This window comes from Candidatus Paracaedibacter acanthamoebae (assembly GCF_000742835.1).
GTDB lineage: Bacteria > Pseudomonadota > Alphaproteobacteria > Paracaedibacterales > Paracaedibacteraceae > Paracaedibacter > Paracaedibacter acanthamoebae.
The window spans coordinates 519843-544866 of record NZ_CP008941.1 but is presented as its reverse complement, the minus strand read 5'-3'; the positions used below and the strand labels follow the sequence as shown (position 1 = coordinate 544866).

The following is a 25024-nucleotide window of genomic DNA, read 5'->3' as shown; positions in this document are numbered from 1 at the left end:
TTCCAGAGCGTAAATAGGCGCATCAGGATATTTTTTCGATACAGATGTTAATGTAATTGCGGCTGTAATAGGACGTACTCCAGAATATTTACTTGCTTATTATGGTTGCTTTATAAAACAAAATCAAGAAAATGGGCCCGAAATTAATGGAATATTATAATATTGCATTCTCTAATTCCTCGAACTGATTTAACAAAGCCAGCATGTGAGAGGGTACAGGAGCGATAACCCGAATAGGATTCTTCTTCGATGATAGGGGGATTTCAATGGACCGAGCGAGCAAATGTAAATTGTCATCGTCAAGATCGGGAACTTCTCTGCCATAAACTGGGTCTCCGACAATAGGACATCCGAGGGCATCTAGATGTACACGTAGTTGATGCGTTCGCCCCGTTATGGGACTCAGCTCAACAAAAGAATAATCATCTATTTCCCCTAATACCTTATACTCTGTTATGGCTTTTTGGCCCTGAGGATCCACCTTCATCCACCAGCTACTCTTGCGATCATTCATCTTAGCCAATGGTAAGTCGATTCTACCCTGTTTTTGAGGCAAATGGCCCCGCACGATAGCCCAATAGGTCTTTTTAATTTGTCCACTGCTGAATAAAATACCTAAACGACGCAATGCTTTTGCATGTCGGCCCAATACCAAACAGCCACTTGTTGAAGCATCCAAACGGTGTCCCAGTCCCGGAACAGTTGGTAACCCAAACTGAAGCTGGTGAAAATAATCTTCAAGATTAGGCTTACGTCCCTTTCCTTTATGAACAGCATATCCTTTTGGTTTATTAATAACCAAAATCATGGCATCGCGGTATAATAATAGGTCTTCTAAACTGAGCTGATGGGATATCATTGTTTATTCTTTTTAGTGTTAAAGAGATTAATTAAAACAGGCATAGTCACTAAGAAACTATGCCTGTTCATTTATTAAAGTCAACAAGCTCTTATCGTGTCAGAAGATTATTGATGACGTCCTGGCGAATCTCTGGTTTGTTAACTTCTTTCAGAGCCATAATATATGAATCTTGAAAGTCGCGTTGTACCATCAATTGTAAAGCCTTATCAAAATTATCACGCTTATCCTTCATTTTTGACGTATCGACCGGCATCACTTTCACAGGCATCGCCACAACATAACCGTCTTTAAGAGGGGCGGCTGTGGCTTGACTTGTGGAGAGTGCAAAAGCAGCACGGAGTGCTTGTGGCGTTACCTTCTCATCAATCAATTTGCCTTCCTCTAAGTCGACACGGCTAATCGGTTGAAGTGTGCGAACGCTGAGATTATAGTGCTTAGCTTGCATTACCAAGTCTTGATGACTCTTCACAGCTGCAGCCATATCCTGAGCCATTTTAGAGGCTGCTTCACGCTGTTTGGTTTGACGCCAAGTTTTTGCAACTTCATCCCGAATATCAGATAGTGGCGGCAGAGTTTTTGACGTGATCTTTGTGACAAGCACAGCAATACTACGGCCATCCGCGATATTAATGAGCGAACTTGCTATACCTTCGTCTTGGTTAAAGGCATTTTCCAAAACAACTTCTTTAAGCTCTGCTGGGATCGCAGATTTACCTTCTTTGTCCAGTCCCCCTATAGTCATCGGTGGCAGGTTTATTTCGGATAGATTATACTGTTGAGCCAATTCTTTCATCGGCGTTCCACCACCCAATCCATCTTCAATTTTATTCTGGAGCTCATTCATTTGAGCGCTATAAAGTTGAGATTTCAAATCTGCTCCAATTTTACCTTTTACCTCGTCCAGGCTTTTGGTCTTTGGAGACAAAATATTGGTGATCTTAAAGATTGTTGCCCCAAATGCTGAGGACATAACGTCTGTTATACCATCATTATTAAGAGCAAAAATCGCCTTAGAATGCTCATCAGAGAACTTATCTTTATTGGCAGCTGAATAAGTCCTCACATCACCTTTAAACTCCTTTGAAACTGCAGCCAAAGATTTACCCTCAGCTAAGGCTGTATGAGCTTTTTTCGCATTCTCTTTTGATGAGAATGTTAATTGCGTTACATCTCTGAGTTCTGGTGTTGTAAATTCAACCTGGCGATTTTCATACTCTTCTTTAATTTGTTCCGCTGTGACTGTAATTGCTTCTTGCAGTTTCTTAGGGTCTACCACAAGTAGAGATACTGTACGATATTCCGGTTGCACAAAAAGATCTTGGTGGGTCTGATATAACTGATCTAAATCGGCATCCGTTGGCTCTGCATTAGTCTTTGCAGCGCTCAAAGGAATATAAACAACATTGAAAACTTTTTGCTGTTCTTGGGAATCAAACATTAAATGACGGTATTTGGTGGGCAAATGAATACCAGCGGAAAGAGTCCCGACTAACTGCTGTTTTAGCAAGCTTTCACGGCTTTGCTGAATGAAGCCAGCTTCAGACATCTCGTTATTATAGAGCAAATAACGAAACTGATTTCGGTCGAATTGACCTTGTGGATTCTGGAACGCTTGCACAGATTTAATAAAACTTTCGAGAGCAGCATTGCTAACCATCAACCCAAGACGACGAATTTCATTATCCAAGACAGCATTGTTGACCAAATCATCGATCACGCGCTTTTCGACACCGAGGTTACGAATATCGTCTGGCTTGAGTTTGCCCTTAGCAATTGTTTGCAACCGAGTAACAATTTTTTGATAGGAATGCAAGAATTCTTCTTGTGAAATTGAGATGCTGCCTACCTTTGCGACGGGTTGCATTGCTGTATAGCTGCGGAACATATCGCCTACGCCAAAGAACGCAAAGCTTGCAACCAATAAACCAAACAAGATTTTGGCAAAAATACTGCCAGAGTGTTTTCTGAATGTTTGTAACATTGACCGATCTTAATCTTATAAATAAACTAATATCAGTTTATGGGGATTGCCCAAACAAATCAATATCTATCAAAAGGCGTGTGCATGACAAAAATTATCGTCGCAAACTGGAAAATGAACGGCTCTGGGCCCTTTATCATTGAATTTTTTAAGAATTTTTCACCTAACTCCCAAAATCGCATCATATTTTGCCCTCCTTCACTTTACTTAAAGGATGTCTTTTTTCATGCGCCAATGATCGGTGGCCAGGATTGTTCGCCTTATTCATCGGGCGCTTATACCGGTGACACAAGTGCTGTAATGGTAAAGGATGCGGGGTGTCAGTACGTTATTATTGGCCACTCTGAGCGCCGTCAGTACCATAAGGAAACCAGTGAAACTGTGCGCCAAAAGGCAGAGCAAGCTCTTAAAGTAGGCTTAACACCCCTTATTTGCATTGGAGAATCAAAGGAAATCAGAGACTCCGGGAAAGCCATAGAGTTTGTTTTGGAACAACTGTCACAATCTTTACCTGCTGGGACTGATAAGACTTACTATATTGCCTATGAACCAGTTTGGGCCATTGGCACCGGCTTGACCGCAACTGAGCATGATATTGTTCAGATGCATCAGGCAATCCGCCAGGCTCTTCCAACACAAGGCACCCCAATTTTATATGGAGGATCTGTCAATAAAGATAACGCTCATGCCATCTTATCTTTACCTAATGTAGACGGGGTTTTAGTGGGGGGCGCTAGCCTGAAATATGAAGATTTTAATCATATCGTTGCTTTCTCAGAACAGGCTATGATATAAGTTTCATAAGTATTTATTTCATAAGGTATCTCTATGACCATTTTATTGTTTATTCATGTTATTATAACTTTGACCTTAATTGGCACCATTTTAATGCAAAAAAGTGATGGAAGCGGTATGGGACTTGGGGGCAATCCAACCAGCAGTATGTTTTCTGCTCGAGGAGCTGCTAATCTTTTGACGCGTGCAACGGCGGTTTTAGCTACTCTATTTTTTATAAATTCATTGCTGATGGCTGCGGTTTCCCGTCATCAATCAGGGACTGTTGATAAGATCCTGGGAGAGGCACCAGCGCAGCCCACCATACCTGAAGATAAACCTAACTAAAAATAACGAGGGGGCAAAAGCCCCCTAAATCTTTTATGCACGAGACAATCATGACGAAATTTATTTTTGTAACGGGTGGAGTTGTTTCCTCGTTGGGGAAAGGGCTTGCAGCATCTTCTTTAGCGGCAGTTTTGCAAGCAAGAGGTTTTAAGGTTCGCTTACGTAAACTTGATCCTTATTTAAACGTTGATCCCGGTACAATGAGCCCCTATCAACACGGTGAAGTTTTCGTCACGGATGATGGAACTGAGGCGGACTTAGATCTTGGCCATTATGAACGTTTCACCGGCGTTAGTTCGACCCACTCAGATAGTATAACCACAGGAAAGATTTATTCTACTGTTTTGGCCAAAGAACGCCGCGGAGATTATCTTGGCGCCACTGTCCAAGTCGTACCGCACATTATTGACGAGATTAAATCCTTTGTGACAAACGATATTACAGATGAAGATTTTATCATCTGTGAGATCGGTGGGACTGTGGGCGACATTGAAAGTCTCCCCTTTCTAGAAACTATTCGCCAACTCGGCAATGATTTAGGTCGTGATAATGTTCTATATATCCATGTGACTCTTTTGCCGTATATTGCAGCAGCGGGTGAAATAAAAACTAAGCCAACGCAACATTCGGTTAAAGAATTGCTCAGTGTGGGCATTCAACCCGATATCCTGTTGTGCCGTTCAGAGCGCCCCATCCCCGAGGAGGCTCGTCGGAAATTAGGGTTGTTTTGTAACGTGAAAGCTGAACGCGTCATTGAGGCAAGTGACCTGAAGTCAATTTATGAGGCTCCCCTAGTTTACCATGCTAATGGACTGGATGGAGAGGTTTGCAAATACTTCAAGATTGAGGCAAAACAGCCAGATCTTACTGTTTGGACAGAAATTGTTCATCGAATATACGAGCCCGCGGGAATGGTAACAATTGCGATTGTTGGTAAGTATGTTCAATTACTGGATGCCTATAAGTCTTTAATCCAATCCCTTATCCACGCTGGTATTGCCAATAATGTCAAAGCTAATTTAAAGTGGGTGGATTCGGAACAAGCAGACTCTGTCTCTGACCAATTAAAAGGAGCTCAAGCTATTTTAGTTCCAGGTGGATTTGGTGAACGGGGCGTCAACGGCAAATTAGAAGCCATCAAATTTGCTCGGGAAAATAAAATTCCTTATTTTGGGATCTGTTTTGGTATGCAATTAGCTGTGTTAGAAACCGTTCGGAATGTACTAGGCTTAACAGAAGCAAATTCGACTGAATTGGGCCAGCATACGCCGGAGCCCGTTATTGGGTTAATGACTGAATGGATGGATGGCCAGACACTACAAAAACGTCAACTAAACGGTGATATGGGTGGCACCATGCGCTTAGGCGCCTATGACTGTAATTTGGATAAAGATTCTAAGGTTGCTGAGATTTATGGAATGACAACCATCTCTGAACGTCACCGTCATCGCTATGAGGTTAATCCAGCTTATATTGACCGTATTGAAGCAGCTGGATTAAAATTTGTCGGGATGTCCCCTGAGGGCGATTTGCCAGAAATTATTGAACTTCAAGACCATCCGTGGTTTATTGGTGTTCAGTTCCATCCAGAATTTAAATCACGTCCCTTCTCGCCACATCCGTTGTTTGTAGATTTTGTCAAAGCAGCGTTGGATCAATTTTCTAAAAAAGGATAATTTTATGACGACACATCACGTTTCTGTTGGAAATATAACTTTTGGTAATGACTTACCATTTGTTCTCCTGGCTGGGCCCTGTGTCATGGAAAGCCGTGAGCATGCTCTTATGATGGCAGAATCTTTAAAAGATATCACCGATAGGCTTGGGATTAAATTTGTTTACAAGACATCTTTTGATAAAGCGAATCGTACTAGTATTGATGGAATTCGGGGTATTGGATTAGAATCCGCTTTGCCAATTTTCAAAGAAATAAAAGAACGTTTTGGCTGTCCCGTTATTACGGACGTTCACTCACCAGAACATTGTACAGCTGTTGCGGGGGTGATAGATATCCTTCAGATTCCAGCATTCTTGTGCCGACAAACAGACCTATTAAAAGCCGCTGCAGAAACTGGTAAAACTTTGAATATTAAAAAAGGTCAGTTTTTGGCACCTTGGGATATGATTAATGTTGTTAAAAAAGTTGAATCTTTTGGCAATTTCAATATTCTGCAATGCGAACGCGGCGTGTCTTTTGGCTATAATACTCTTGTATCTGACATGCGTTCCTTGGCAATTATGGCTTGCAACAACTATCCAGTTGTGTATGATGCCACCCATTCTGTTCAGCAACCCGGCGGCGCAGGTGCCTCCTCTGGTGGCGATCGTGATTTTGTCCCCGTCCTCGCAAAGGCTGCCGTCTCGGTCGGCGTCGCGTCATTATTTATGGAAGTCCATCAAGACCCCGATAATGCCCCAAGTGATGGCCCTAACATGGTTAAATTGCACGAATTGGAAAAACTACTTGCAACACTGAAAAAGTTTGATGCAATCGCCAAAGAACAATAGTTTTAACTATAAGAGGAAGGCGTTCAATAACGGACGTATAGTTCAACATGCATAGATGAGCTTTACGATCAACAACTGAGATACCTTCTTCTTTCTCTGTACCTTGACCGAAGTGTGTGAATTAGAGCCTTGCATGCGTTTTCAGGACAGACAGTTGGATTCCTCTCTATCAGTTCCGCCCGTATGGTTCTCACGAGGGGCCTGAGCTGGTGACAGGCAGGTCTACTCAACCTTACCCCAAAGAGGACTTCTTAATACATTCTTTAGGACCTCTTTGCAAACAGACTAGAAAAACCATTACCTTAAATAATAGCAGGAATGGTGCTCTAAAGCATACTTTTGCTTGAAGAATTAAGGCTGTGTTCTTACTTTTATGCTCTCTAAACCATGTGGAAAAGGGGGGGATGGAAAATATCAACTTTCTATAAAAACTAGATATAATATTTGCTCTCTTTATAAGTATACAGTATATATAATTAATAAACTTTTAGAGATAATTGTTAATGCTAAGATTTTCAATAATATTTATACTTAATATAGTATGCGCCTCTTTTATGTGGGCGAATGACACCTTTTTATTTCAAGCAGAAAAGGAAGGGGATAAGATAAAAATTTTTGGGACACTGCATGACCTACCTCTACAAGCCTTGCCGCCCGCTATCATGGATTATATTCAAAATCATGAGGTACTAATTACTGAAAATACCCAAGCTTTAGAACCCCTTACCCTCAATATTTGTGAAAAGATGGGCCTCCTTCGAAACAGTGAAGAACCTAACTATTACGATTGCCTTATAGAGGCGGAGAAGGAAGAGCTTGAAGCTTACGCTATACCCTTCTTGAAACATAAGCAGGCTACTAATCTGGGTCTTGATCAGTTAAATACGAACGGTCTTTACCAAGCTTATCTAATGGGACACTTTGTAACCGGCATGGATTATGCGTTACTCCATCACTATAAAAACCATAAGCTTATATTAGGTTTAGAAGATCTACAGGAAATCTCCCAGTCTTTTGAACAATTGACTATCCACGACCTTAAGTGTGAGTTGTACAACCATGCAGGTTTCGGTTCTGAAGAGCATAAAAGATCTGAGAATTTGTATCTATCTGGGGATATACCAGCATTAGAGGAAAATGACCTTATGGTACAGAGAAGAAATTTAGACTGGCTACCTACCTTACTTAATTACCATAGACAGTATGGGGAAAAGGCCATTGTGTGTGTTGGGTACCAACATCTTTTTGGTGAATTTGGCATTTTACGGCTCTTGGAAGAAGCCGGGTATAAGATTATGCGTGCTAATCAAGCTATTGAGTTCTCAGACTTTTCATCCTTTCTGTAGTAGGCCTGGTATAAAAGGTCGCGCGCAGAAACCGCCTTCAATTACTTGAAAAACAAACTACAAATGGAAGATACAGGGCACCGTTCTCCCTTTAACTTTCTCTTACATATTGTGGCCACTCTCATTGTTTATCAAAATAAACCATTGAAGTAGCAGGTTTTGATGGTTTATTTTGTTCCTAATCCATAATTCAGGTTAAAAGGAGTATATATTTATACTCAAAAATGGATAAATCATATATTTGATCTGCAAGTGATTAGCTCCCCTATTTTTGAAAATAAAGAAGCTGAAAGCAGACTTAAAGAATTATTCCATCAATTTACAGATGAAATATTCAGTAGAGGGGAAAAATCTTAGAGAGGCTTAGATAATATTAGTCATTCTTCTTATTCAAATGGCTAGTCTTTAAAATCAAAAGATCTCTTATGGAGAAAATTCTTATTCACCGTCATTTGAGGAAAGGTAGTAACGGCCTGCCCTTTCTATAATTCTCCATTAACATGCTTGAGCAGATGGTTAATGCCTTGCGTTATTGACCGCCTTTGCTACCTGCCATAAGAATATGGTTCGCTGGGCAACGCTAGGGATGCCCCCTTGCCTTTGATCGACTGCTTTTTGATGGGTGTGCAGAGGATGAGGTAGTGCTTTTTTCATTAGCATTTTCTACAGAACCGCGATGAGCATCATGTTTACCATGAGGCGGATGAACTATCTCTTTCTCAGAGATAACAGGTCCCTTATATTTTTTCGGCTGTGCGTGAGGTAAATTGTCAGCCTCTTTCCTGCGTGTTTTTCTAGTATAGTGATGAGAATCATGTTTACCATGAGGCGGATGAACTATCTCTTTCTCAGAGATAACAGGTCCCTTATATTTTTTCGGCTGTGCGTGAGGTAAGTTGTCAGCCCCTTCATCGACAGTTTTTCTAGTATAGTGATGAGCATCATGTTTACCATGAGGCGGTTGGGCTACTTCAGTGCCCATTGCAACGCAGGGGGTCATTAACACCGTACAAGCAACTGATAAATGTAAGTATTTTATCATAGTCCATTCCCTTTATTATATTTTGAATATCATCATATTGCCGCCCTTCCTTGTCTCGTAAAAGATTAAATAAATTATAAATATCCCGTAGCCGGCAAATTTTACCCCTTACGCTGAATTAAATGCCATTTAATTTACGATTTTTTTACCGTACCTAGGGCAAAATTAGTTAACTGAATTTACCAAGGGTACGCCCATGTTATTTATTGTCGGTATGGTTGTCGTGTTTTCCTGTGTTCTAGGGGCTTATGCCGCCCACGGTGGCCACCTTGGTGTTTTATGGCAACCACTTGAATTTGTTATTATCTTTGGAGCTGCAACAGGTGCCTTCATCATTTCATGTCCAAAGCATGTCCTTGGGCGTGTGGGCGCTGCATATAGTCTAGCATTTAAGGGGAACAGATATACAAAAGCTGACTATCTTGAGCTCTTGACCATGCAATTTACTGTTTTCAAGTTGATAAAAACTAAAGGGATGTTGGAACTTGAAGCGCATCTTGATAATCCCCATGAGAGCTCTTTATTCAGCCGGTTCCCGGCCTTTGTCAATGATCATCATGCTTGTGAATTCTTTTGTGATTATTTGCGGATGATGACCATGGGTGCCGAAAATGTTCATCAGCTAGAAGATTTAATGAATGAACAACTGGAAGTCCACCATGCCGAAAACCATGCTGTAACCCATGCTTTAACATTGTATGGTGACTCATTTCCGGCAATTGGAATCGTGGCAGCGGTGTTAGGCGTTATTCATACGATGGGATCTATTAATCAGCCACCAGAAGTTCTTGGTCACTTAATTGGGGCCGCACTGGTTGGTACCTTTGCAGGTATTTTGATTTCTTATGGCTTTATGGCGCCCTTGGCTAATTGCGTCACAGTTTTATATGACAATGAATCCAAATATTTTCAATGTATGAAAGCGGGCATTATTGCGTGCATGAATGGTTATGCGCCTGCGATTGCAGTCGAGTTTTCCCGTAAAAGTATTGAAAGCGATTTTCGCCCCAGTTTTGCTGAGTTAGAAGAAGCGATCCAGAATGCACCGGCAGGTTAAAAATGAGCGAAAAATCTCAACAACCCATCATCAAAAAAATTAAAAAAGTCTCAGGCAATTCCCACCATGGAGGCGCCTGGAAAATTGCCTACGCTGACTTTGTGACCGCCATGATGGCGTTTTTCTTGTTAATGTGGTTGTTGAATGCGACCTCTGAGGAACAGCGCCGCGGTATTGCCAATTACTTTGACCCCTTTGCCACAACGTCTAAGGGTGGGGGTAATTTGGGTGTTATGGGTGGCACCTCTATTAAAGAGACCACAGGCAGTCTGAATGAAACAGAACAAAATAAGATCACCGTAAAACCAACGCCACCGACTGAAAAAGGCGCTGGCGGACAAGCAGCTGGTGAGGTTGAAAATATCGATCCAGATGCTAATGATAATGGTGGAAAGACCGAAGAAGAGCGTAAGAAAGATGAAGCCAAAAAGGAAATTGAAGATAAACTGCATAAGGCTCCATCCGATAAAGGCTATGCCTCGAAAAAAGAAGAGGAGAATAAGCTGAATGAAGTGTCCGAACTCATCAAACAAAATCTCAATAAAATGCCTGAACTAAAAGACCTCCATAATAATATTAAAATTGTGATGACCGATGAGGGCCTTAATATCGAAATTATAGATCAGATTAAAAATGCCATGTTCCCGAGTGGTTCTAGCCGTATGTATAAACAGATGGAAGATATTTTAAAGGTAATTGCATCGGCCATTAAGGATGTTCCCAATAAAATAAAAATTTCTGGGCATACGGATGCTAATCAATATAGTCAACGATCACTCTTAACAAATTGGGAGTTGTCAACAGAACGAGCCAACGCTAGTCGGCGTGTCTTGGTGGGTGCAGGTGTTAATGAAAGTAGAATCGAATCTGTCAATGGTAAAGCTGACAGAGACCTGGCCGATCCTAAAAATCCTCTTGCTCCCGAAAATAGACGGGTCGTAGTGACTTTGCTGCGACAAATAAAATAGGAAAAGGGAAAGTTTTAGAAGCCCCCCTTCCCCTCTCCTTAAAAGCAGTAAGAAATGCGTATAGTAGCCGCAATCGTTTTTGGTTTTGCTTTGAAATTACCGGATTCCACGGGATTAAATTCAAGAGACCGCTGTAAACTGCGATGCTTTATGTAACGAATTTCAGTTCCAATTTTAAAGCTGTCTATACGCCTTTCAATCCCCATCGCCAGTCCAGTACCGACTATTTTTCTGGTTTTACGATAAAAATGGAGGGGAGTATCCTCTATATTTAATCCCTGCGTATAAGAGGTTTTAGTCCGGAAATAATCGAATGTCACTATTGGTTTTGCATAAACAGTGACACAAGGAACCAAAATTCGACCGACTTTAAACCCTACTCCTATATTACCAACATGAGAAAACTCTTGATGATAATTCTTGTAGTTCGGGCCTGAGGTGTCTACAGGGTATTGGCGAATGGTATGTTTAGTACTCATTAAATTAGCCTCAAGTTCTGTACCCAGAATCCACTGACTCATTTCTTTAGAAATGCCAATATGTCCCCCCAGGACGGAACCAAACTCTTTCAAGCGCTTGGGATATATATAGGAATCTTGAGTTAGAAAAATATTGTCATATCGATTGCCTTTCAGTATTTTCTGCACCAATCTGAAGGCCGATATAAGGTTCAATCTTTGAATACGCCGAGCTTGTCAAAGCTAAGATGAGAGCTATTTCTTTCTTCATATTTTATACTCAAGCATTAATATTTTGATTTCTTAGTTTACCTTTTAATTCTGGAATGTCCAGAGCCATGTAATCCACATAAAGTTTTGCCTCTTCTAGTTCAGCCGCTAACAATTCAAGAATTAAAGCCTTTTGATGAGGATGTTCTTGACTATACCTTTTAATGGATTGAATAAAGATGGGCCAGCTTTCTAATGCTCTAGCAGTAGGCGGTGGTGGAGGTGGCGGCACGCTCGAGGAGAGAGAAAAAGTAGAATTATCGTTCTCTTCCCTCATCCTAAAACCAAATCCTGGTAAAAGACGTCCTTCTCCACGCGCTTGCGGTAACTTAAGAGCGACAATAGCATCCCGAGCCGCCACATAAGCATTATAAGCATCTTTAAAGAAATTCACCCACTCTTGTTTATCGCTTGCCCAAAGATCAGGATCCTGTAAAGCATCCAACGCATGTCGATAGAAATCTTTTCTATCGTCTGGCGACATCTCAATATATGTCCTATGCTGATATGTATTGACCATATCATAGAGATAATAGATAGTTTTTTGCTTTCCCATATCCTTACTAAAATCATTAAATGGCATGGTATTATATCGCTCTGCAATAGTGGAAAGAATATTTACAAATAATTGATGTTTGGCCTGGGCATCACTAATTCTAATTATAAGGTCAGCCGTTGTTTTTTCTGTATTTAGATAGATTTTTGATGCGTTTATACGAACTAAAGTATCCAGAAAATTATTAAGTGCCTGAGGCTTTTTAAAGTATGATCCAAAGCTTTCGAACAATACTTGTGTGGATAGCTCCTTCGGTTCTGCCTGCAAAATACTCGCTAAAGAATTTTTAAAGTTTAAGGCAACTGAGTGATCAAAAGTAAAAGATACCCCTGACAATTCGCCGACTAATTTTGATAACTTACTATCGCGATTCAGAAAATTCTCACTAAGCTGAGATAAAACTCTGAGGCTACCGTCAAGCTCATTCCGAACTTGATTATAAAGTTTCGCATAATTATGAAAATCTTGAGGCGTATTAAATTGTCTTATTTTTTCAAAAATTTTATTGGTGCGCCACAGCCCTATATTTTCTGTCAAATCTTGATAAGTTAATTTATTCTCGTGCGACGCATTCAATTGTTCTAACAATTGATTAGCCCGTTCCTCAAGCTCTACTTTACTCGCGGTAAAATTTTGAATGATAGAGGGAGCGCTAAGAACTGGTTGGCGAGCGGGGGTAATCATTGTATAAAAGTGACATAAACTTTCACGAATCCTAATCAGCCTAGCAAGGGTGATTGGGTTCACCTCACATTGCATTAAAAAATTAAAGAGGTTGGGATGCTGAGTATACATTTGGTGAGTAGTCCCATAAGCAAAACCACCAATTAAGGATTCTAAAGCTGTTAAGCCTGCTGCACCATTCTGCCCTTTTTTCTGAAAGGCAATGCCTGTCTCTCCATCTGAATAAGCCAAAAGACGACTCATAACTCCTTCATAATCATGAGCTTCAGGTAGGTTGCTCGGTAAATTGTTAAGCATTGATTGATTTAAAGTTAAAACATTTGTAAGTGGTCCATCTATTAACCCATTCAATAGGATTTTGTGCTTAATATTAGACCGTCCCTCAGAAGCTTCAGAAGTCTTAGAAATCTCACCAAGAATAACCTCCAAGCGTTCTAAAGTCTGCTGAAAGTTGATAATGTTTAATAGAAAGCTATTGTTAAGATCTATTGTTGACAAAGTTGAAGGAGCATACATTGTTAAATAAGACGAAAGTGTTTCTATAGCAGCATCAGATTTTCCGCGTGATACCTGGTCACGAAGCTTGTCTATTTGAGCTTGTAAATCTTCAATCATCTGTTCATGCCTAGGGCTTAAATTATGGAGTTCATGCACCCCGCAGCCGGAGGCCTCCTTGACCATACCTTCTAGATTAGTGTGAGATGGGACGTAGCTGCGAATTTCTTCTTGATATTGTCGAATATAAGCGGGAAGCGGCTTTTGCTCTTCCTCTTGTTTGCGAAGCTCTTCTTGTTGGAGGCGCAGGCGTCCTTCGTGTTTACGAAGATTTTTTGTTGCGTTTGAATTTGGATCCGTATCTGCTCTTGTTCTTCTTGCTGTCTGCGGAGCTCTATTTCCTGTTCCCGAAGTTGTTGCTCCCGGCGTTGTTGGACGCGAAGGCGCTCTTGCTCTTCTTGGTGTTGGCGAAGTTGTTGGACGCGAAGGCGCTCTTGCTCTATTTCCTGTTCCCGAAGTTGTTGCTCCCGGCGTTGTTGGACGCGAAGGCGCTCTTGCTCTTCTTGGTGTTGGCGAAGTTGTTGGACGCGAAGGCGCTCTTGCTCTATTTCCTGTTCCCGAAGTTGTTGCTCCCGACGTTGTTGCTCGCGAAGCTGCTGTAGGCGAAGGTTTTGTACCAGACGTTGTTGTTCGCGAAGACGTTGCTCCTGAAGTTGGTGTATACGTTGTTCATGAAGCTGTTGCTCTCGAAGTTGATTTTGAACAGTCATTAAAGTAAACATATCTCTGTCAAGTTTTTCTGCTTCATTATAAGTTTTAGCAACTATAAGTTCACCATTAGTACTAGTCATAACTTGGCGAACTATAGGATGCTGATTGTCCCAAGCTTGTTTGATACCGGTTACCCACGTCTGTAAGGCGTGCCCACGTCTATAAGTAGGAATTTTTTGTTCAAGGCGAATTAAAGAAGGAAATGAGGTATGTTCATTAGGAGCTTCCCTAAGATCTGCTCCTGCGACTGAAATACACAAAGTTGTCCCCAGCAGTAAGGCTGCTGTTGTTGTTATTTTCATTACTTCCTCTATAAGTAAAAATGATAGCCACGTCAATTTAAGAAATGCGTTACATCGTCTGCTAAACCTCATTACTCTGACGAGGATCAGTTGATTGAATTATTTTTTGTACACTATATTTATTTTTATAATATATTGTTTACGTTATTATTCTTATTAAATTCAGCTTTATTGCTATAACGTAATTTAATTACCCAAAAACAAAAAAATAGTACAAAAAAAGGGGCGCCCAATGGACACCCCGAGAAAATATAAGTTTATTCCGCAGTAGCTGGAGCTGTTGCAGATGCTGCACTCTTTGGTGCAATATTGTATTTCTTAAGCTCAGCAATACGAGCGCGTTTACCTGTACGGCCACGCAGGTAGTACAATTTGGCACGGCGAACTCGTCCACAACGGACAACTTCGACTGTGATATTGGGTGAGAACAAGTGGAACACGCGTTCTACACCTTCCCCGGAAGACAATTTACGCACACGGAAAGTGGAACGAACACCCGCATTGCGGCGGCCAATTACAACACCTTCATATGGCTGTACACGGGTACGTTCCCCTTCAACAACCTTAACATTGACACGAACTGTATCCCCTGCTTTGAACTGAGGAATTACTTTTCCTTCAGATAACCGTTGCAGTTGTTCGTGCTCTAACTTTTGTAACAAGTTCATGAATAACTCCTAATCACGACTTTTGAGAAACGCTTGCCATAAATCTGGCCGGCGCTCTCGCGTTATTCTTTCTGCTTCTTCCTGGCGCCAATTGGCAATTTTTTGATGATCGCCTGAGAGCAGCACACCAGGCACGATCTTATTTTTCCAGTTTTGTGGTTTAGTATACTGTGGATATTCTAAAATTCCAAGCTCAAAACTTTCATCTTCTAAAGATTCTTTGTTCCCCAGAACATCAGGTAATAACCGCACGACTGCGTCCAATAAAATTTGTGCTGGCAGCTCCCCGCCTGTGAGCACATAATCACCGATACTCACTTCATCCATTTGCCAATGTTCAATTACCCGATGATCGACACCTTCATACCGACCACACAGCAGAATCAAACCATTATCATTGGCTGCATAATTTCTTACCATAGCTTGACTAAGCGGCTTGCCCCGCGGGGTTAAGTAAATCATCCGACGCCCAGGAGTACCCTGGGAAACGGCAGCCTCTAAAGCCCCGTGAACCACATCAGGTTTCATCACCATGCCAGCCCCGCCCCCATACGGTGTATCATCCACAGTATGGTGCTTATCCTGGGCATAATCCCGAACTTGCACAGTATCTAAAGTCCATTTCCCGTCAATTAAGGCTTTTCCAGTCAAAGAATGACTAAGTCCACCCGGAAACATTTCGGGAAATAGAGTTACAACTGTGGCGTGAAATGACATACTAAAAAACCTTTTATTAGTGATATATATACATTAATAATTATAAGTTATATTTTCTTCTTGAAATTTATTTTTATACTGTCTTAAAATATTTTAGGATCATAATAATTTAAGAATTTAAAGCACCCATGTTAAAAAATATAGCATTGATAACAAGCATCCTTATTCAACCTCTTCCTCTTATTGCTAATGATAGCGTACTACCTTCTTTGGAATCAACACTGACAGAGTTTATTACTATCCAAGATATCTTAACGAGAAAAGTAAGGCCGTCGTCAAAGGTCGAACTATGTCCCGAGAGTGTTCATAAGTTTTTAGAAGAGGCCTTACATATAAGCACCACGTCAGAGCTTAAAAGTTGGGGTGATGTACGCCATACAGGCCGCATTGATGAAGTGCACCTTAAAACTGTTGTGAATGCTGCCAATGATTTAAAAAAATTTGCAGCTCACACAAAGTATGAGTTTGACCCTTGTGCTCGAGATTTCACGCGTGAAGGGTACTTAATATATAAACTTATGGGCAGTAGCATGAGTAATGATCCAGATCCACGGAAATCAAACCAAATTGTCACTTCCTGCTTTTCGATTACAGTTATGTCGGACAATTCATCCCCTATATATTCAGTGACTGCAGCCGTTCCTACAGGTGCTCCTAAAGCTGTTGAGCAGATCGAGCAATATATGCCTGCACCGATTCCCACCCCAGCAGAAGAACCCAAGACTTCCCTAACATCCGCGCAAGTTACTTCGTCTGAATTATCCCTGCCACCTGTCCCTAACCAAAAGCCTCGTTCAAACACGTCAAGTTCAGGTAATTCAAATTTTTTTAAAGCTATATTTAATAAAAACAGTCCTCGTAAGAAGGGTGTTGATAATCAACCTGAGCCTGTCTCACCACCTTTAAAATCCACTTCAAAAGATTCTTCTGTTAGCCCTGGGAAAGCTTCCACGCCACCCATACCTATCAACTATAAGGACGCCTTCAGTAAAGAATTAAAGGAAGTTTTAATCAAACGAAATACACCGCCCGGTAAATAATAATTTAAGTTCTCAAAAATCCTTAGGTACTCTAAGTGTACAGTCGCTTAAGCCTAAGGATATATACATTTTTTAATAAAATTTTTCAATTATCTTGACAATATATCGACATTACAGTCACCCTTAAAACATAGATATGATTAGCTCCCCCTCTTCTAATAAAAATATGAAAATACTAACGGTTCTTTTAATTTTAAAGACAGTATCTGCAACCGAGAGTGAGATCGCTCCGGGGGCTTCCAGCTCTATAATTTTAACCCAAAGTAACTTGCAATTATTTTTAACAGAAACATCTACAGTAACTTTTGGCCAGATTTTATTTAGAGCTGATGATGTATTTTCTGGTGATACAGCTTACAATAAATTATTTCGCATTATTGCAGAAGATGCAGCATCCACCTCACCCTCAGAAAGCCCAGAATTTTACTCCAAAAATATCATTAAATTACATCATATACTGGCTAAATATATTGTTCTAGCCGACAGCCATACAAAAAAACTGATTGATACCATAGTAAGCAAGAGTGATACCCCTGACAAGCTAGCAATCGGCTTAGAAAAGACTTACGAAACAATTCATAATATCTATACTTATTTAGTAAAGTGGGGACCAACTATAATAGGCCTGTATGACCATCAATTAAGAAAAGCACAAGCATTGGGATATTCAAATCCTCGGATGCTTCCATTTTTTAACCAATTTGAAATAGATGATGTACTCGCTAATCTTACCAAATATCTTGCAGTGCTAGACATTCAAATTAAGGAAAATCAGAAACGGCAAAAAAATAAAGAAAATCAGCCTGCTGCCCCCCCTATCAGTAAAGTAAAGATTCCTCGTCTGAATTTACGTAACTCAGGGGGGAGGGAAATTTCGCCCAGAGAATCCAAGATAAAATCCCCCCGACAGGTTACACCTCGTAAACTCATAAAATCTTTGAGTGGACGGCTATTTAAAAATTCTCAAAAAGACGACGCTGAATCAACCTGCCCGCCAGTCTCTCCCCCCTACTCCTGGGATCGCAATACCATCCTAAGAGCTAAAAATTCTGATGAGTGCCGGAAAAGATTTTAAAAATATATAGGAGAAAAAAGGGCTTTCTTTTATAGAAAGCCCTTTTTTATTTAAGGTCTTAACACACAACCAGCTTGAGCTTGTGTCGTTCCCAACCTTGTAATCTGAGCCGTTAGTGTTAACGTTTAGCCAATCCATTTGAAAAAGCCTGAGATTAGCTAGATCCTAACATCAAGGTACCAGCTGTTGCTGCAAAAAGAGCTAAAGATAAAGTGACTAATTTTAATAACTTCATTATAGCCTCCGTATAATGAGAAAACTTTAAGTAGCCTCCTCATTCAAGGAGATAGAGCAAAAAATATTGATCTCAAGTGGGAGTCATTAAATTTTTATTTTTCAAAATACCACATTAACTCCTCACAGATATTTTGAAGCAGATTTCCCTAAAAAACTGCCTTTTTGCATCCCCCTCTTGCTTAAGGAAGGAGTATTTAATTGAGCAATGATGTAATAATGAGCTTATCGTAAGGATTAAATTTACAACGTTTAAGCCACCTTCATGTCAATAACGCAATGACTTTCAGGCTGCACTTGTCCGGTATGAAAATGTTCACGGCATAAAGCTATATATCGGTCGTTACCAGCAATTTCAATTTGCTCACCTTGAGTAATAAATTCACCCTGTGCATTCATTCTCGCATTCATTGTGGCTTTACGTCCACAATGACAAATGGTCTTCAGTTCTATTAATTCATCAGCCCAAGCTAATAAATAATAGCTCCCAGGAAAGAGTTCGCCTTGAAAGTCAGAGCGAATACCATAAGTCAACACTGGAAGTTTGAGATTATCAACAACATCGCACAGCTGCCGCACATGATCTTTACTAAGGAATTGAGCCTCATCCACTAAGATGCACTTCAAATTGGGGGTAATTTGGACTTTTGCTTTAATGAAATCAAAGAAATTAAAAGCCTCGTCATATAAATGAGCCTCTGAGGACAAGCCAATGCGAGAGGCAATTTTACCGCGGCCAAACCGATCATCTAAATCCGCCGTGAACAGCAATGTGTTCATTCCCCGTTCCCGATAATTATAGCTTGATTGCAATAATGTTGTGGTTTTACCTGCATTCATAGCAGAGTAGTAAAAATACAACTTTGCCAATTAACTCTCTCCCTCATTAAAAAAGGAAGTTCTGAAAAGAGCTTCCTAAGCGGCGGTCAGGCGCCCTTTGTTAAATATGATGCAATAACCGTGCCGGACTGCCCGAGCCAATCAATGGCACCCACCACGCGTCCAGCTTCCATAGCCTCTGCACTGGCAAAAATTGTTGTTGGCAATGCTTTTATGCCTTGGTCTTTGACCACCCTGCTCTTGGCATCAATAAAGATATCAACATTTTTGATACCATTTGTTTTACAATAATTCAACACCTCTTTACCGCCGCTTGCATCGCTGGCAATAATCACAAAACGAATCTTTTCACCATGTTGCTCTGCAAATTTTGCAAGAGCCGGCATTTCTTCAACGCAAGCACCACACCATGTAGCCCAGTAATGAACAATCATTGGTTTGCCCGCCAATTCTTTAAAGGAGACAGATGTTTTAGAACCATCTTCAAGATTTAATTTTTCAAACGTCTTTTTAGATAATTCTTTTTTTCTGTTGTTGGAATAAAATCAAAAGTTGCTGTAGGGGATGAAATTGAGGCTGTTGTGTCAACAATCTTAGGTTTATTTGCTGCAAACCAAAAAACAGCCAGCAAAATGGGTGACAAAATTACGCCAATCCAAAAAGGTTTATTCGATATTACCATTGATTATCTCCCGTATATTAAGAATCTCTCCTACCATATATAGAGATCCTGTGAACAAGATTCTAGAGCTATTGTACTCAGGTTGCATAAAATAAGAAAGGGCTTCCTTAAGAGAAAGAGTTTTTTTAGCTCTCGCTGGTTTGCCTCGGAATCTATTTCCTTGCCCCATATCGATATGGTAAATTTCATCAGTTATCTCAAATAAGGGGTAGAGCAACTCTTCTGACCGATTGGACAATTGGCTAACCGCAAGAACTATAGGATTTTCGTCGATTGTCCATTTTTGTAATTCTTTTAAGAGGACCTCAATCCCCCCTTCATTATGGGCTCCATCAACCCAGATATCATGGTCCTCAAATAGTTTTTGCAGCCGTCCTGGCCACCGAGCCTTAGAAAGATGAGAGTGAAAACGATCGCCATTTTCCCCAAGGAGAATTTCTGCTGCCTTTATGGCCGTTGCTGCATTGTCATATTGATGTTCCCCCAGCAGTCCCAGCGAAACTGCTCGAGGAAGAGTCGGAGGAGAAATGGCACCTCCCCCCATTGCCTTGCTTTTATCCGAAATGAGGTCCCTTGCTTCAGGATATTTTTGATGGGCGCAGACAACAGGAGCATTGGTCTTAATAATCCCGGCTTTTTCTGCAGCAATTTCTGTAATTGTCTCCCCTAGATAGTTTTGATGATCATAGGATATGGATGTTATGATCCCCAGATCAGGGTATACAACATTCGTAGCATCCAACCGCCCGCCCAGCCCAACTTCAATCAAACAAAAATCAGCTGGATGCTCGGAAAAAGCCAAGAAGGCAGCAACTGTTAATTCTTCAAAATAGCTAAGTTCAAAACCGTTAACGGCCGCTCGAACTCGTTGAATATAAGTATCTAAAAGGTCATCAGAAATATCGGTACCCGCAATATTGATTCTTTCATTAACTCGAATCATATGAGGTGATGTGTATCCATGGACGGTGTAACCTTCCCCTTCTAAAACTGCACGCAAAAAAGCAATTGTCGACCCCTTGCCGTTAGTTCCGGCTACATGAACGATAGGTGGCAGCTTATCTTGAGGATTTTCCAAAGTCTTCAAAACCGCTGAAATACGCTCAAGCGAGAAGTCGATATCTATAGGGACTTGGATTAAATAGGTCATGAGTTTCCTCGGCAATTTAACAGGAAGCAGACCTAAAATGGTCTTGCCTATGCAACTTAATTATGGAGCGAGCCACCTCTAAAATACCAAATTACAGCAATTGATTGCCGTTAAAAATAAAATTTTTTATGAGTAGGAAAAATTAAAAGAACCGAAGGGATTTTTTAAGGACAAGATCATCTCACTTGTCCTTTTAATACATTCATAAAATAAAAAGAAACTGATTGTTGCTAGGTATTAGATGATAGTTCTTTATCCGCCAATATGGCCAAGCAGAATACCAATTTTAGAATTAAGATCCTTACGCGGGATAACCATATCAATCATACCATGCTCTAACAAATACTCTGCGCGCTGAAAGCCCTCCGGAAGTTTCTGACGAATCGTTTCTTCAATGACGCGGGCCCCAGCAAATCCAATAATTGCCCCTGGTTCAGCAATAGCAATATCACCGACCATTGCAAAAGAGGCAGATACACCTCCCGTTGTGGGGTCTGTTAACAATGTAATATAAGGTAAACCAGCTCGTTTTACCTTTTCCACAGCAATAATGGTGCGCGGCATCTGCATTAAGGACAAAATTCCTTCTTGCATACGGGCGCCTCCTGATGCAGGGACTACAATTAACCCACACCGGGATTTTACGGCCAAGTCAGAAGCTGCTAAAATAGCCTCTCCGACTGCCATCCCCATGGATCCGCCCATAAATGAAAAATCAAAAGCAGCAACAACCGCAGACTTTCCGCCAATTTGCCCATAAGCAACTTGAACAACATCTTGATTGCCTGTTTTTGCACGATATTCTTTAAGACGATCCGTGTATTTTTTTGTATCTTTGAATTTTAAGGGATCGGTTACCACATCAGGCACCGGTACTTTTGTATACGCCCCCTCGTCAAATAAATAATCCAAACGTTTATTAACATCAATCCGCATGTGATGCTCACAATGGTGGCAAACATGCAGATTTTCAGCCAAATCGCGATGAAATAGCATATGCTCACAAGATGGGCATTTAGCCCAGAGATTATCCGGCACTTCTTCTTTTCGCATTAATGCTGTGATTTTGGGTCGGACAAAATTTGTAAGCCAGTTCATAGATCAACTCTAATTTGTGTTTAATAACTGTTTTAATTCTTTGCCGGATTTGAAAAAAGGCACCGACTTTCCTTCAACAAGGACTGTTTCTCCGGTTCGTGGATTACGACCTGTTCGCGGCTTACGTTCCCGTAAAGAGAAAGTACCAAACCCACGCAATTCCACACGGCCTCCTTTTTTAAGAGTATGTGTGATATCGCCGAAAATACGGTCCACTATACCTTCAATTTCCATCTGGGTCAAACCTCGATGCATATAAGACAGTTTTGAAATCAATTCAGAACGCGTCATTGGCTCCTCCATTATTATTTTTAATTTGTTTCTAGTTCAGAACCATTCTCAGGTTAACTGCTTGAAATTGTAAAATCAATAAAGGAATTTTACAATCAGAGCAAGTGGAAAATAGCTTTTTAGCTAATTATTTCCTGGTAAACTTTTAAAGTTTCAACATACATTCGATCGGCACTGAAATTGGTAAGTATATGCGCGCGAGCTTTATTTTCCATTAAAAGCTTTTTTTCTGACGATAATGATAGAACCTTACGAATAAGACTAGCCAGCGCATATAAATCTCCTTGAGGAAAGACATAGCCTGTTTCGTCCTCTAGAATTAACTCTGCAATTGCCCCGACGTCACTTGCGACAATGATCTTCCTCATGGCACCCGCTTCTGCTGTAATGCGGCCATAAGTTTCCATCATCTCAGTTGGAAACAAAACGAGATCAGACAAGGCATAAGCCAAGGGAATGTCTTTAAAATCATAGACCAATCGCACTCGATCGGCTACCCCTAATTGCTGGGCCAAATCCAGTAAACTTTGGGATAAATCGCTTCTTCCCTGGTCTGATCCTGCTAGGACAAGGAATAAGTTTTTATGCTCAGCCAGCTCTGCAAGGGCCTTCACGGCCAGATCAAAACGTTTTGCTCTCGCAATACGACCAACCGTCAGCATAACAAAGGCATCAGCCGGAATACCCCATTCCTCGCGCTGCCGAAGCAAATCTGATTGATTATACCGAGCTGGATTCAAAAGTCCACTCGCATCAACGCCTGGATAAATTTTAATAATTTTAGGATTTAAGGTTTTATGGTGCTTTTTAATAAGACAACTAACAAACTCGGAAATACTGATAACACATTTCCCGCGCACCATGGCCGAATTGTACCAATTTTTCAAGGGTGCGTTAATGCGATAAGCACCGTGATAAGTCGTTATAAAAGGAACACCAGTTAATTTCGAAGCGATTAGCGTACTCCAAGCTGGTGCACGTGATCGGACATGTAAGAGCTCAATACGAAGATCGCGCACAATTTTAGCCAGGCGCACACCATTCCATATGATTTTAAACGGATTTTTTGTCGCTAATGGCAATTGAATGTGAGTTACGCCCCGTTGCGTTAGCTCAGGGACTAAGATGCCCCCGGCGGAGGCTACGTAAGTTGGTGTATCATCATACTGTGCCAGAAATCCAGCGGTATCAATTGTAACCCGCTCTACCCCACCACTATTAAAGCGAGGAATAAGCTGCAGTATGACAGGTTTTCTTGTCATATAAATTTAACCTAATGATAGTCTATTAATAGTCATATACTTAATGGGATTCAAAAACCAGAAATTTTAGCCATAAGGTTTGGAAAAATCAAAGATTTAACTCAAAAATGTGGTTAAAATTCTTGATTAAAAATTAGAATTTAAAAAATAATAAGGTTAACTTTTCACTATTCCTCTTACAATTTCTTTAAAAACATCACCTCTGTGCTCAAAATCCTTAAACTGGTCAAAGCTTGCACAAGCAGGTGATAATAATATTGTCGACCCTCTAAGGGATCGAGCATCAGCATAGGCTTTTTCAACAGCAATCGGTAAAGTCCCGCAAGCCTCCCACGGCACACGATCCGCCAAAGTTTGGGCGAATTGATCTGAAGACTCCCCAATAAGATAGGCTTTTTTGACTCGGGATAGTAAAGGCAACAAGGGGGTTATCCCCTCGCTTTTTGCCACTCCGCCTACAATCCAATAAATAGAGTCATAGGCCGATAGAGCATGGGTTGTGGCCTCTGCATTTGTGCCCTTCGAATCATTAATAAAGGTCACTCCATTCATAATGGCTACTTGCTCTTGCCGATGCGCCAATCCAGGAAAAGTTTTTATGGCAGCCAAGATTTCTGTGGCCTTCAGACCTAAATTTTTACAAACCGTATAGGCTATGGCTATGTTCTGATAATTATGAATTCCTTTTAGGCGTTCTAGATTAGAAATCTCCCCCAGATTTAAACGCTCGTTCCCAGTGGCATCTACCAGCATTCCTTCAAAAATAAAAACCCCCGTGATTAAAGGTCGCATAACACTGATTGGCGTAAAATAACCCGGATGAGCCGCATTCATACGCTCATAAACTTCTTTTGAATAGTCATCATCGATAGAAATAGCTGTTAAAGGGGGCGCGGCTTTACTCGCAAATATCTTAGACTTAGCATATACATAATTTTCCATAGTTCCATGCCTCTCTAGATGATCGGGCGTAATGTTAGTCCATGCCGCCACGCCCAGAGATGGGCTTTGGGATAAATCCAATTGATAGGATGATAATTCAAGCACATAAATGCCTTTATCCGACAGATCTGGCAGAGACATAGCGGCCACTCCCACGTTGCCACCAATAGCAACAGGTATGTCACACTCTTTAAGAATATGACCTATTAATGTTGTGATGGTGGACTTACCATTCGTCCCTGTAATCCCCACTATTTTAGCTGTTGGATGAGTATGCCGGAATAAATCAATATCCCCTATAACAAGCACTCCCTGCGCTTGAGCAGCCATAGTTAAAGGATGGGTTAATGGAATACCAGGACTTTGAATTAAAGTTGCTAATTTTTTAAAATCTGACTCATCAGTCCAGGCGATGCCACCCTCAGCAACTGCCGCGTCAACTTTAGTTGAATCTCCATCACTAATATACACAGTATGACCACGTTGAACCAACCAACGCAAAGCAGCCATTCCCGAACGGGCAAGTCCCAAAATTAGGTAGTTATGAGGCACAGTTATCTCTCCGTTTTTTGATCTGTAGAGACAGTTAATTCTATTATATAA

General features: G+C 40.9%; 25 protein-coding genes. 9 read left to right on the top strand and 16 right to left on the bottom strand.

Annotated elements, in window-relative coordinates:
- Positions 1-154 precede the first annotated feature (154 nt).
- Positions 155-859 (bottom strand): RluA family pseudouridine synthase, encoded by a 705-nt coding sequence (locus tag ID47_RS02325; RefSeq protein WP_038463423.1) that lies wholly within the window; start codon positions 857-859, stop codon positions 155-157.
- 91 nt (positions 860-950) lie between these two features.
- Positions 951-2843 carry a peptidylprolyl isomerase gene (locus ID47_RS02320; protein WP_038463421.1) on the bottom strand — a complete coding sequence of 631 codons (1893 nt, stop codon included), beginning with the start codon at positions 2841-2843 and terminating at the stop codon, positions 951-953.
- 84 nt (positions 2844-2927) lie between these two features.
- On the opposite strand from ID47_RS02320, the gene tpiA reads away from it, so the two are divergent.
- From tpiA to ID47_RS02295, 5 genes are all read left to right on the top strand, one after another.
- Positions 2928-3638, top strand: coding sequence for a triose-phosphate isomerase (gene tpiA / locus ID47_RS02315; protein ID WP_038463419.1), 711 nt, complete (start codon positions 2928-2930; stop codon positions 3636-3638).
- Between the two features lie 33 nt (positions 3639-3671).
- Positions 3672-3965, top strand: coding sequence for a preprotein translocase subunit SecG (gene secG, locus ID47_RS02310; protein ID WP_038463417.1), 294 nt, complete (start codon positions 3672-3674; stop codon positions 3963-3965).
- Between the two features lie 50 nt (positions 3966-4015).
- On the top strand, positions 4016-5641 hold the full coding sequence (locus ID47_RS02305; protein WP_038466931.1) for a CTP synthase: 1626 nt from the start codon (positions 4016-4018) through the stop codon (positions 5639-5641).
- Positions 5642-5645: 4 nt separating this feature from the next.
- Positions 5646-6473, top strand: coding sequence for a 3-deoxy-8-phosphooctulonate synthase (gene kdsA / locus ID47_RS02300; RefSeq protein WP_038463415.1), 828 nt, complete (start codon positions 5646-5648; stop codon positions 6471-6473).
- A gap of 503 nt (positions 6474-6976) precedes the next feature.
- Positions 6977-7819, top strand: a complete 843-nt coding sequence (locus ID47_RS02295; protein ID WP_038463414.1) for a TraB/GumN family protein — start codon at positions 6977-6979, stop codon at positions 7817-7819.
- Between the two features lie 580 nt (positions 7820-8399).
- Here the strand turns inward: ID47_RS02295 and ID47_RS02290 are convergent.
- Positions 8400-8861, bottom strand: coding sequence for a hypothetical protein (locus ID47_RS02290; RefSeq protein WP_038463412.1), 462 nt, complete (start codon positions 8859-8861; stop codon positions 8400-8402).
- A gap of 196 nt (positions 8862-9057) precedes the next feature.
- On the opposite strand from ID47_RS02290, the gene motA reads away from it, so the two are divergent.
- Together motA and ID47_RS02280 are read left to right on the top strand one after the other, a co-directional pair.
- Entirely contained in the window at positions 9058-9918 is an 861-nt protein-coding gene (gene motA, locus ID47_RS02285; RefSeq protein ID WP_038463406.1) for a flagellar motor stator protein MotA, read from the top strand.
- Between the two features lie 2 nt (positions 9919-9920).
- Positions 9921-10886, top strand: coding sequence for a flagellar motor protein MotB (locus tag ID47_RS02280; RefSeq protein ID WP_051908453.1), 966 nt, complete (start codon positions 9921-9923; stop codon positions 10884-10886).
- 38 nt (positions 10887-10924) lie between these two features.
- Here ID47_RS02280 and ID47_RS02275 read toward each other — a convergent pair whose 3' ends face one another.
- The 5 genes from ID47_RS02275 to trmD all read right to left on the bottom strand — a co-directional run bounded on the left by ID47_RS02275 (position 10925) and on the right by trmD (position 15807).
- A complete protein-coding gene (locus ID47_RS02275; RefSeq protein ID WP_038463404.1) occupies positions 10925-11533 on the bottom strand; it encodes a hypothetical protein in 609 nt (202 codons plus the stop codon).
- Between the two features lie 91 nt (positions 11534-11624).
- Entirely contained in the window at positions 11625-13469 is a 1845-nt protein-coding gene (locus ID47_RS02270; protein WP_156956616.1) for a hypothetical protein, read from the bottom strand.
- A 71-nt stretch (positions 13470-13540) separates the two neighbouring features.
- Positions 13541-14422 carry a hypothetical protein gene (locus tag ID47_RS02265; RefSeq protein ID WP_038463400.1) on the bottom strand — a complete coding sequence of 294 codons (882 nt, stop codon included), beginning with the start codon at positions 14420-14422 and terminating at the stop codon, positions 13541-13543.
- 257 nt (positions 14423-14679) lie between these two features.
- A complete protein-coding gene (gene rplS, locus ID47_RS02260) occupies positions 14680-15090 on the bottom strand; it encodes a 50S ribosomal protein L19 (RefSeq protein ID WP_038463398.1) in 411 nt (136 codons plus the stop codon).
- A gap of 9 nt (positions 15091-15099) precedes the next feature.
- Complete coding sequence (gene trmD / locus ID47_RS02255; protein WP_038463396.1) at positions 15100-15807, bottom strand: tRNA (guanosine(37)-N1)-methyltransferase TrmD; 708 nt, start codon at positions 15805-15807, stop codon at positions 15100-15102.
- Positions 15808-15935: 128 nt separating this feature from the next.
- On the opposite strand from trmD, the gene ID47_RS02250 reads away from it, so the two are divergent.
- Together ID47_RS02250 and ID47_RS02245 are read left to right on the top strand one after the other, a co-directional pair.
- Complete coding sequence (locus ID47_RS02250; protein ID WP_038463394.1) at positions 15936-16847, top strand: hypothetical protein; 912 nt, start codon at positions 15936-15938, stop codon at positions 16845-16847.
- A 166-nt stretch (positions 16848-17013) separates the two neighbouring features.
- Positions 17014-17922, top strand: a complete 909-nt coding sequence (locus ID47_RS02245) for a hypothetical protein (protein WP_156956615.1) — start codon at positions 17014-17016, stop codon at positions 17920-17922.
- Positions 17923-18408: 486 nt separating this feature from the next.
- Here ID47_RS02245 and ID47_RS02240 read toward each other — a convergent pair whose 3' ends face one another.
- From ID47_RS02240 to murD, 8 genes are all read right to left on the bottom strand, one after another.
- Positions 18409-19026, bottom strand: a complete 618-nt coding sequence (locus ID47_RS02240; RefSeq protein WP_038463389.1) for a thymidine kinase — start codon at positions 19024-19026, stop codon at positions 18409-18411.
- Between the two features lie 56 nt (positions 19027-19082).
- Entirely contained in the window at positions 19083-19445 is a 363-nt protein-coding gene (locus ID47_RS02235) for a redoxin family protein (RefSeq protein ID WP_075261546.1), read from the bottom strand.
- Positions 19446-19486: 41 nt separating this feature from the next.
- On the bottom strand, positions 19487-19678 hold the full coding sequence (locus ID47_RS02230; RefSeq protein ID WP_038463388.1) for a hypothetical protein: 192 nt from the start codon (positions 19676-19678) through the stop codon (positions 19487-19489).
- Complete coding sequence (locus ID47_RS02225) at positions 19662-20828, bottom strand: bifunctional folylpolyglutamate synthase/dihydrofolate synthase (RefSeq protein ID WP_051908449.1); 1167 nt, start codon at positions 20826-20828, stop codon at positions 19662-19664. Before ID47_RS02225 ends, ID47_RS02230 begins: the two co-directional genes overlap by 17 nt.
- Positions 20829-21080: 252 nt before the next feature.
- Complete coding sequence (accD, locus tag ID47_RS02220) at positions 21081-21926, bottom strand: acetyl-CoA carboxylase, carboxyltransferase subunit beta (protein WP_038463387.1); 846 nt, start codon at positions 21924-21926, stop codon at positions 21081-21083.
- A gap of 9 nt (positions 21927-21935) precedes the next feature.
- Positions 21936-22229, bottom strand: a complete 294-nt coding sequence (locus ID47_RS02215; RefSeq protein WP_198022324.1) for an integration host factor subunit beta — start codon at positions 22227-22229, stop codon at positions 21936-21938.
- 107 nt (positions 22230-22336) lie between these two features.
- The gene (locus ID47_RS02210; protein ID WP_038463383.1) at positions 22337-23479 is read right to left on the bottom strand and encodes a glycosyltransferase family 4 protein; all 1143 of its coding nucleotides are present in this window, start codon (positions 23477-23479) and stop codon (positions 22337-22339) included.
- Between the two features lie 156 nt (positions 23480-23635).
- On the bottom strand, positions 23636-24973 hold the full coding sequence (gene murD, locus ID47_RS02205; RefSeq protein ID WP_051908447.1) for a UDP-N-acetylmuramoyl-L-alanine--D-glutamate ligase: 1338 nt from the start codon (positions 24971-24973) through the stop codon (positions 23636-23638).
- Between the last annotated feature and the right edge of the window lie 51 nt (positions 24974-25024).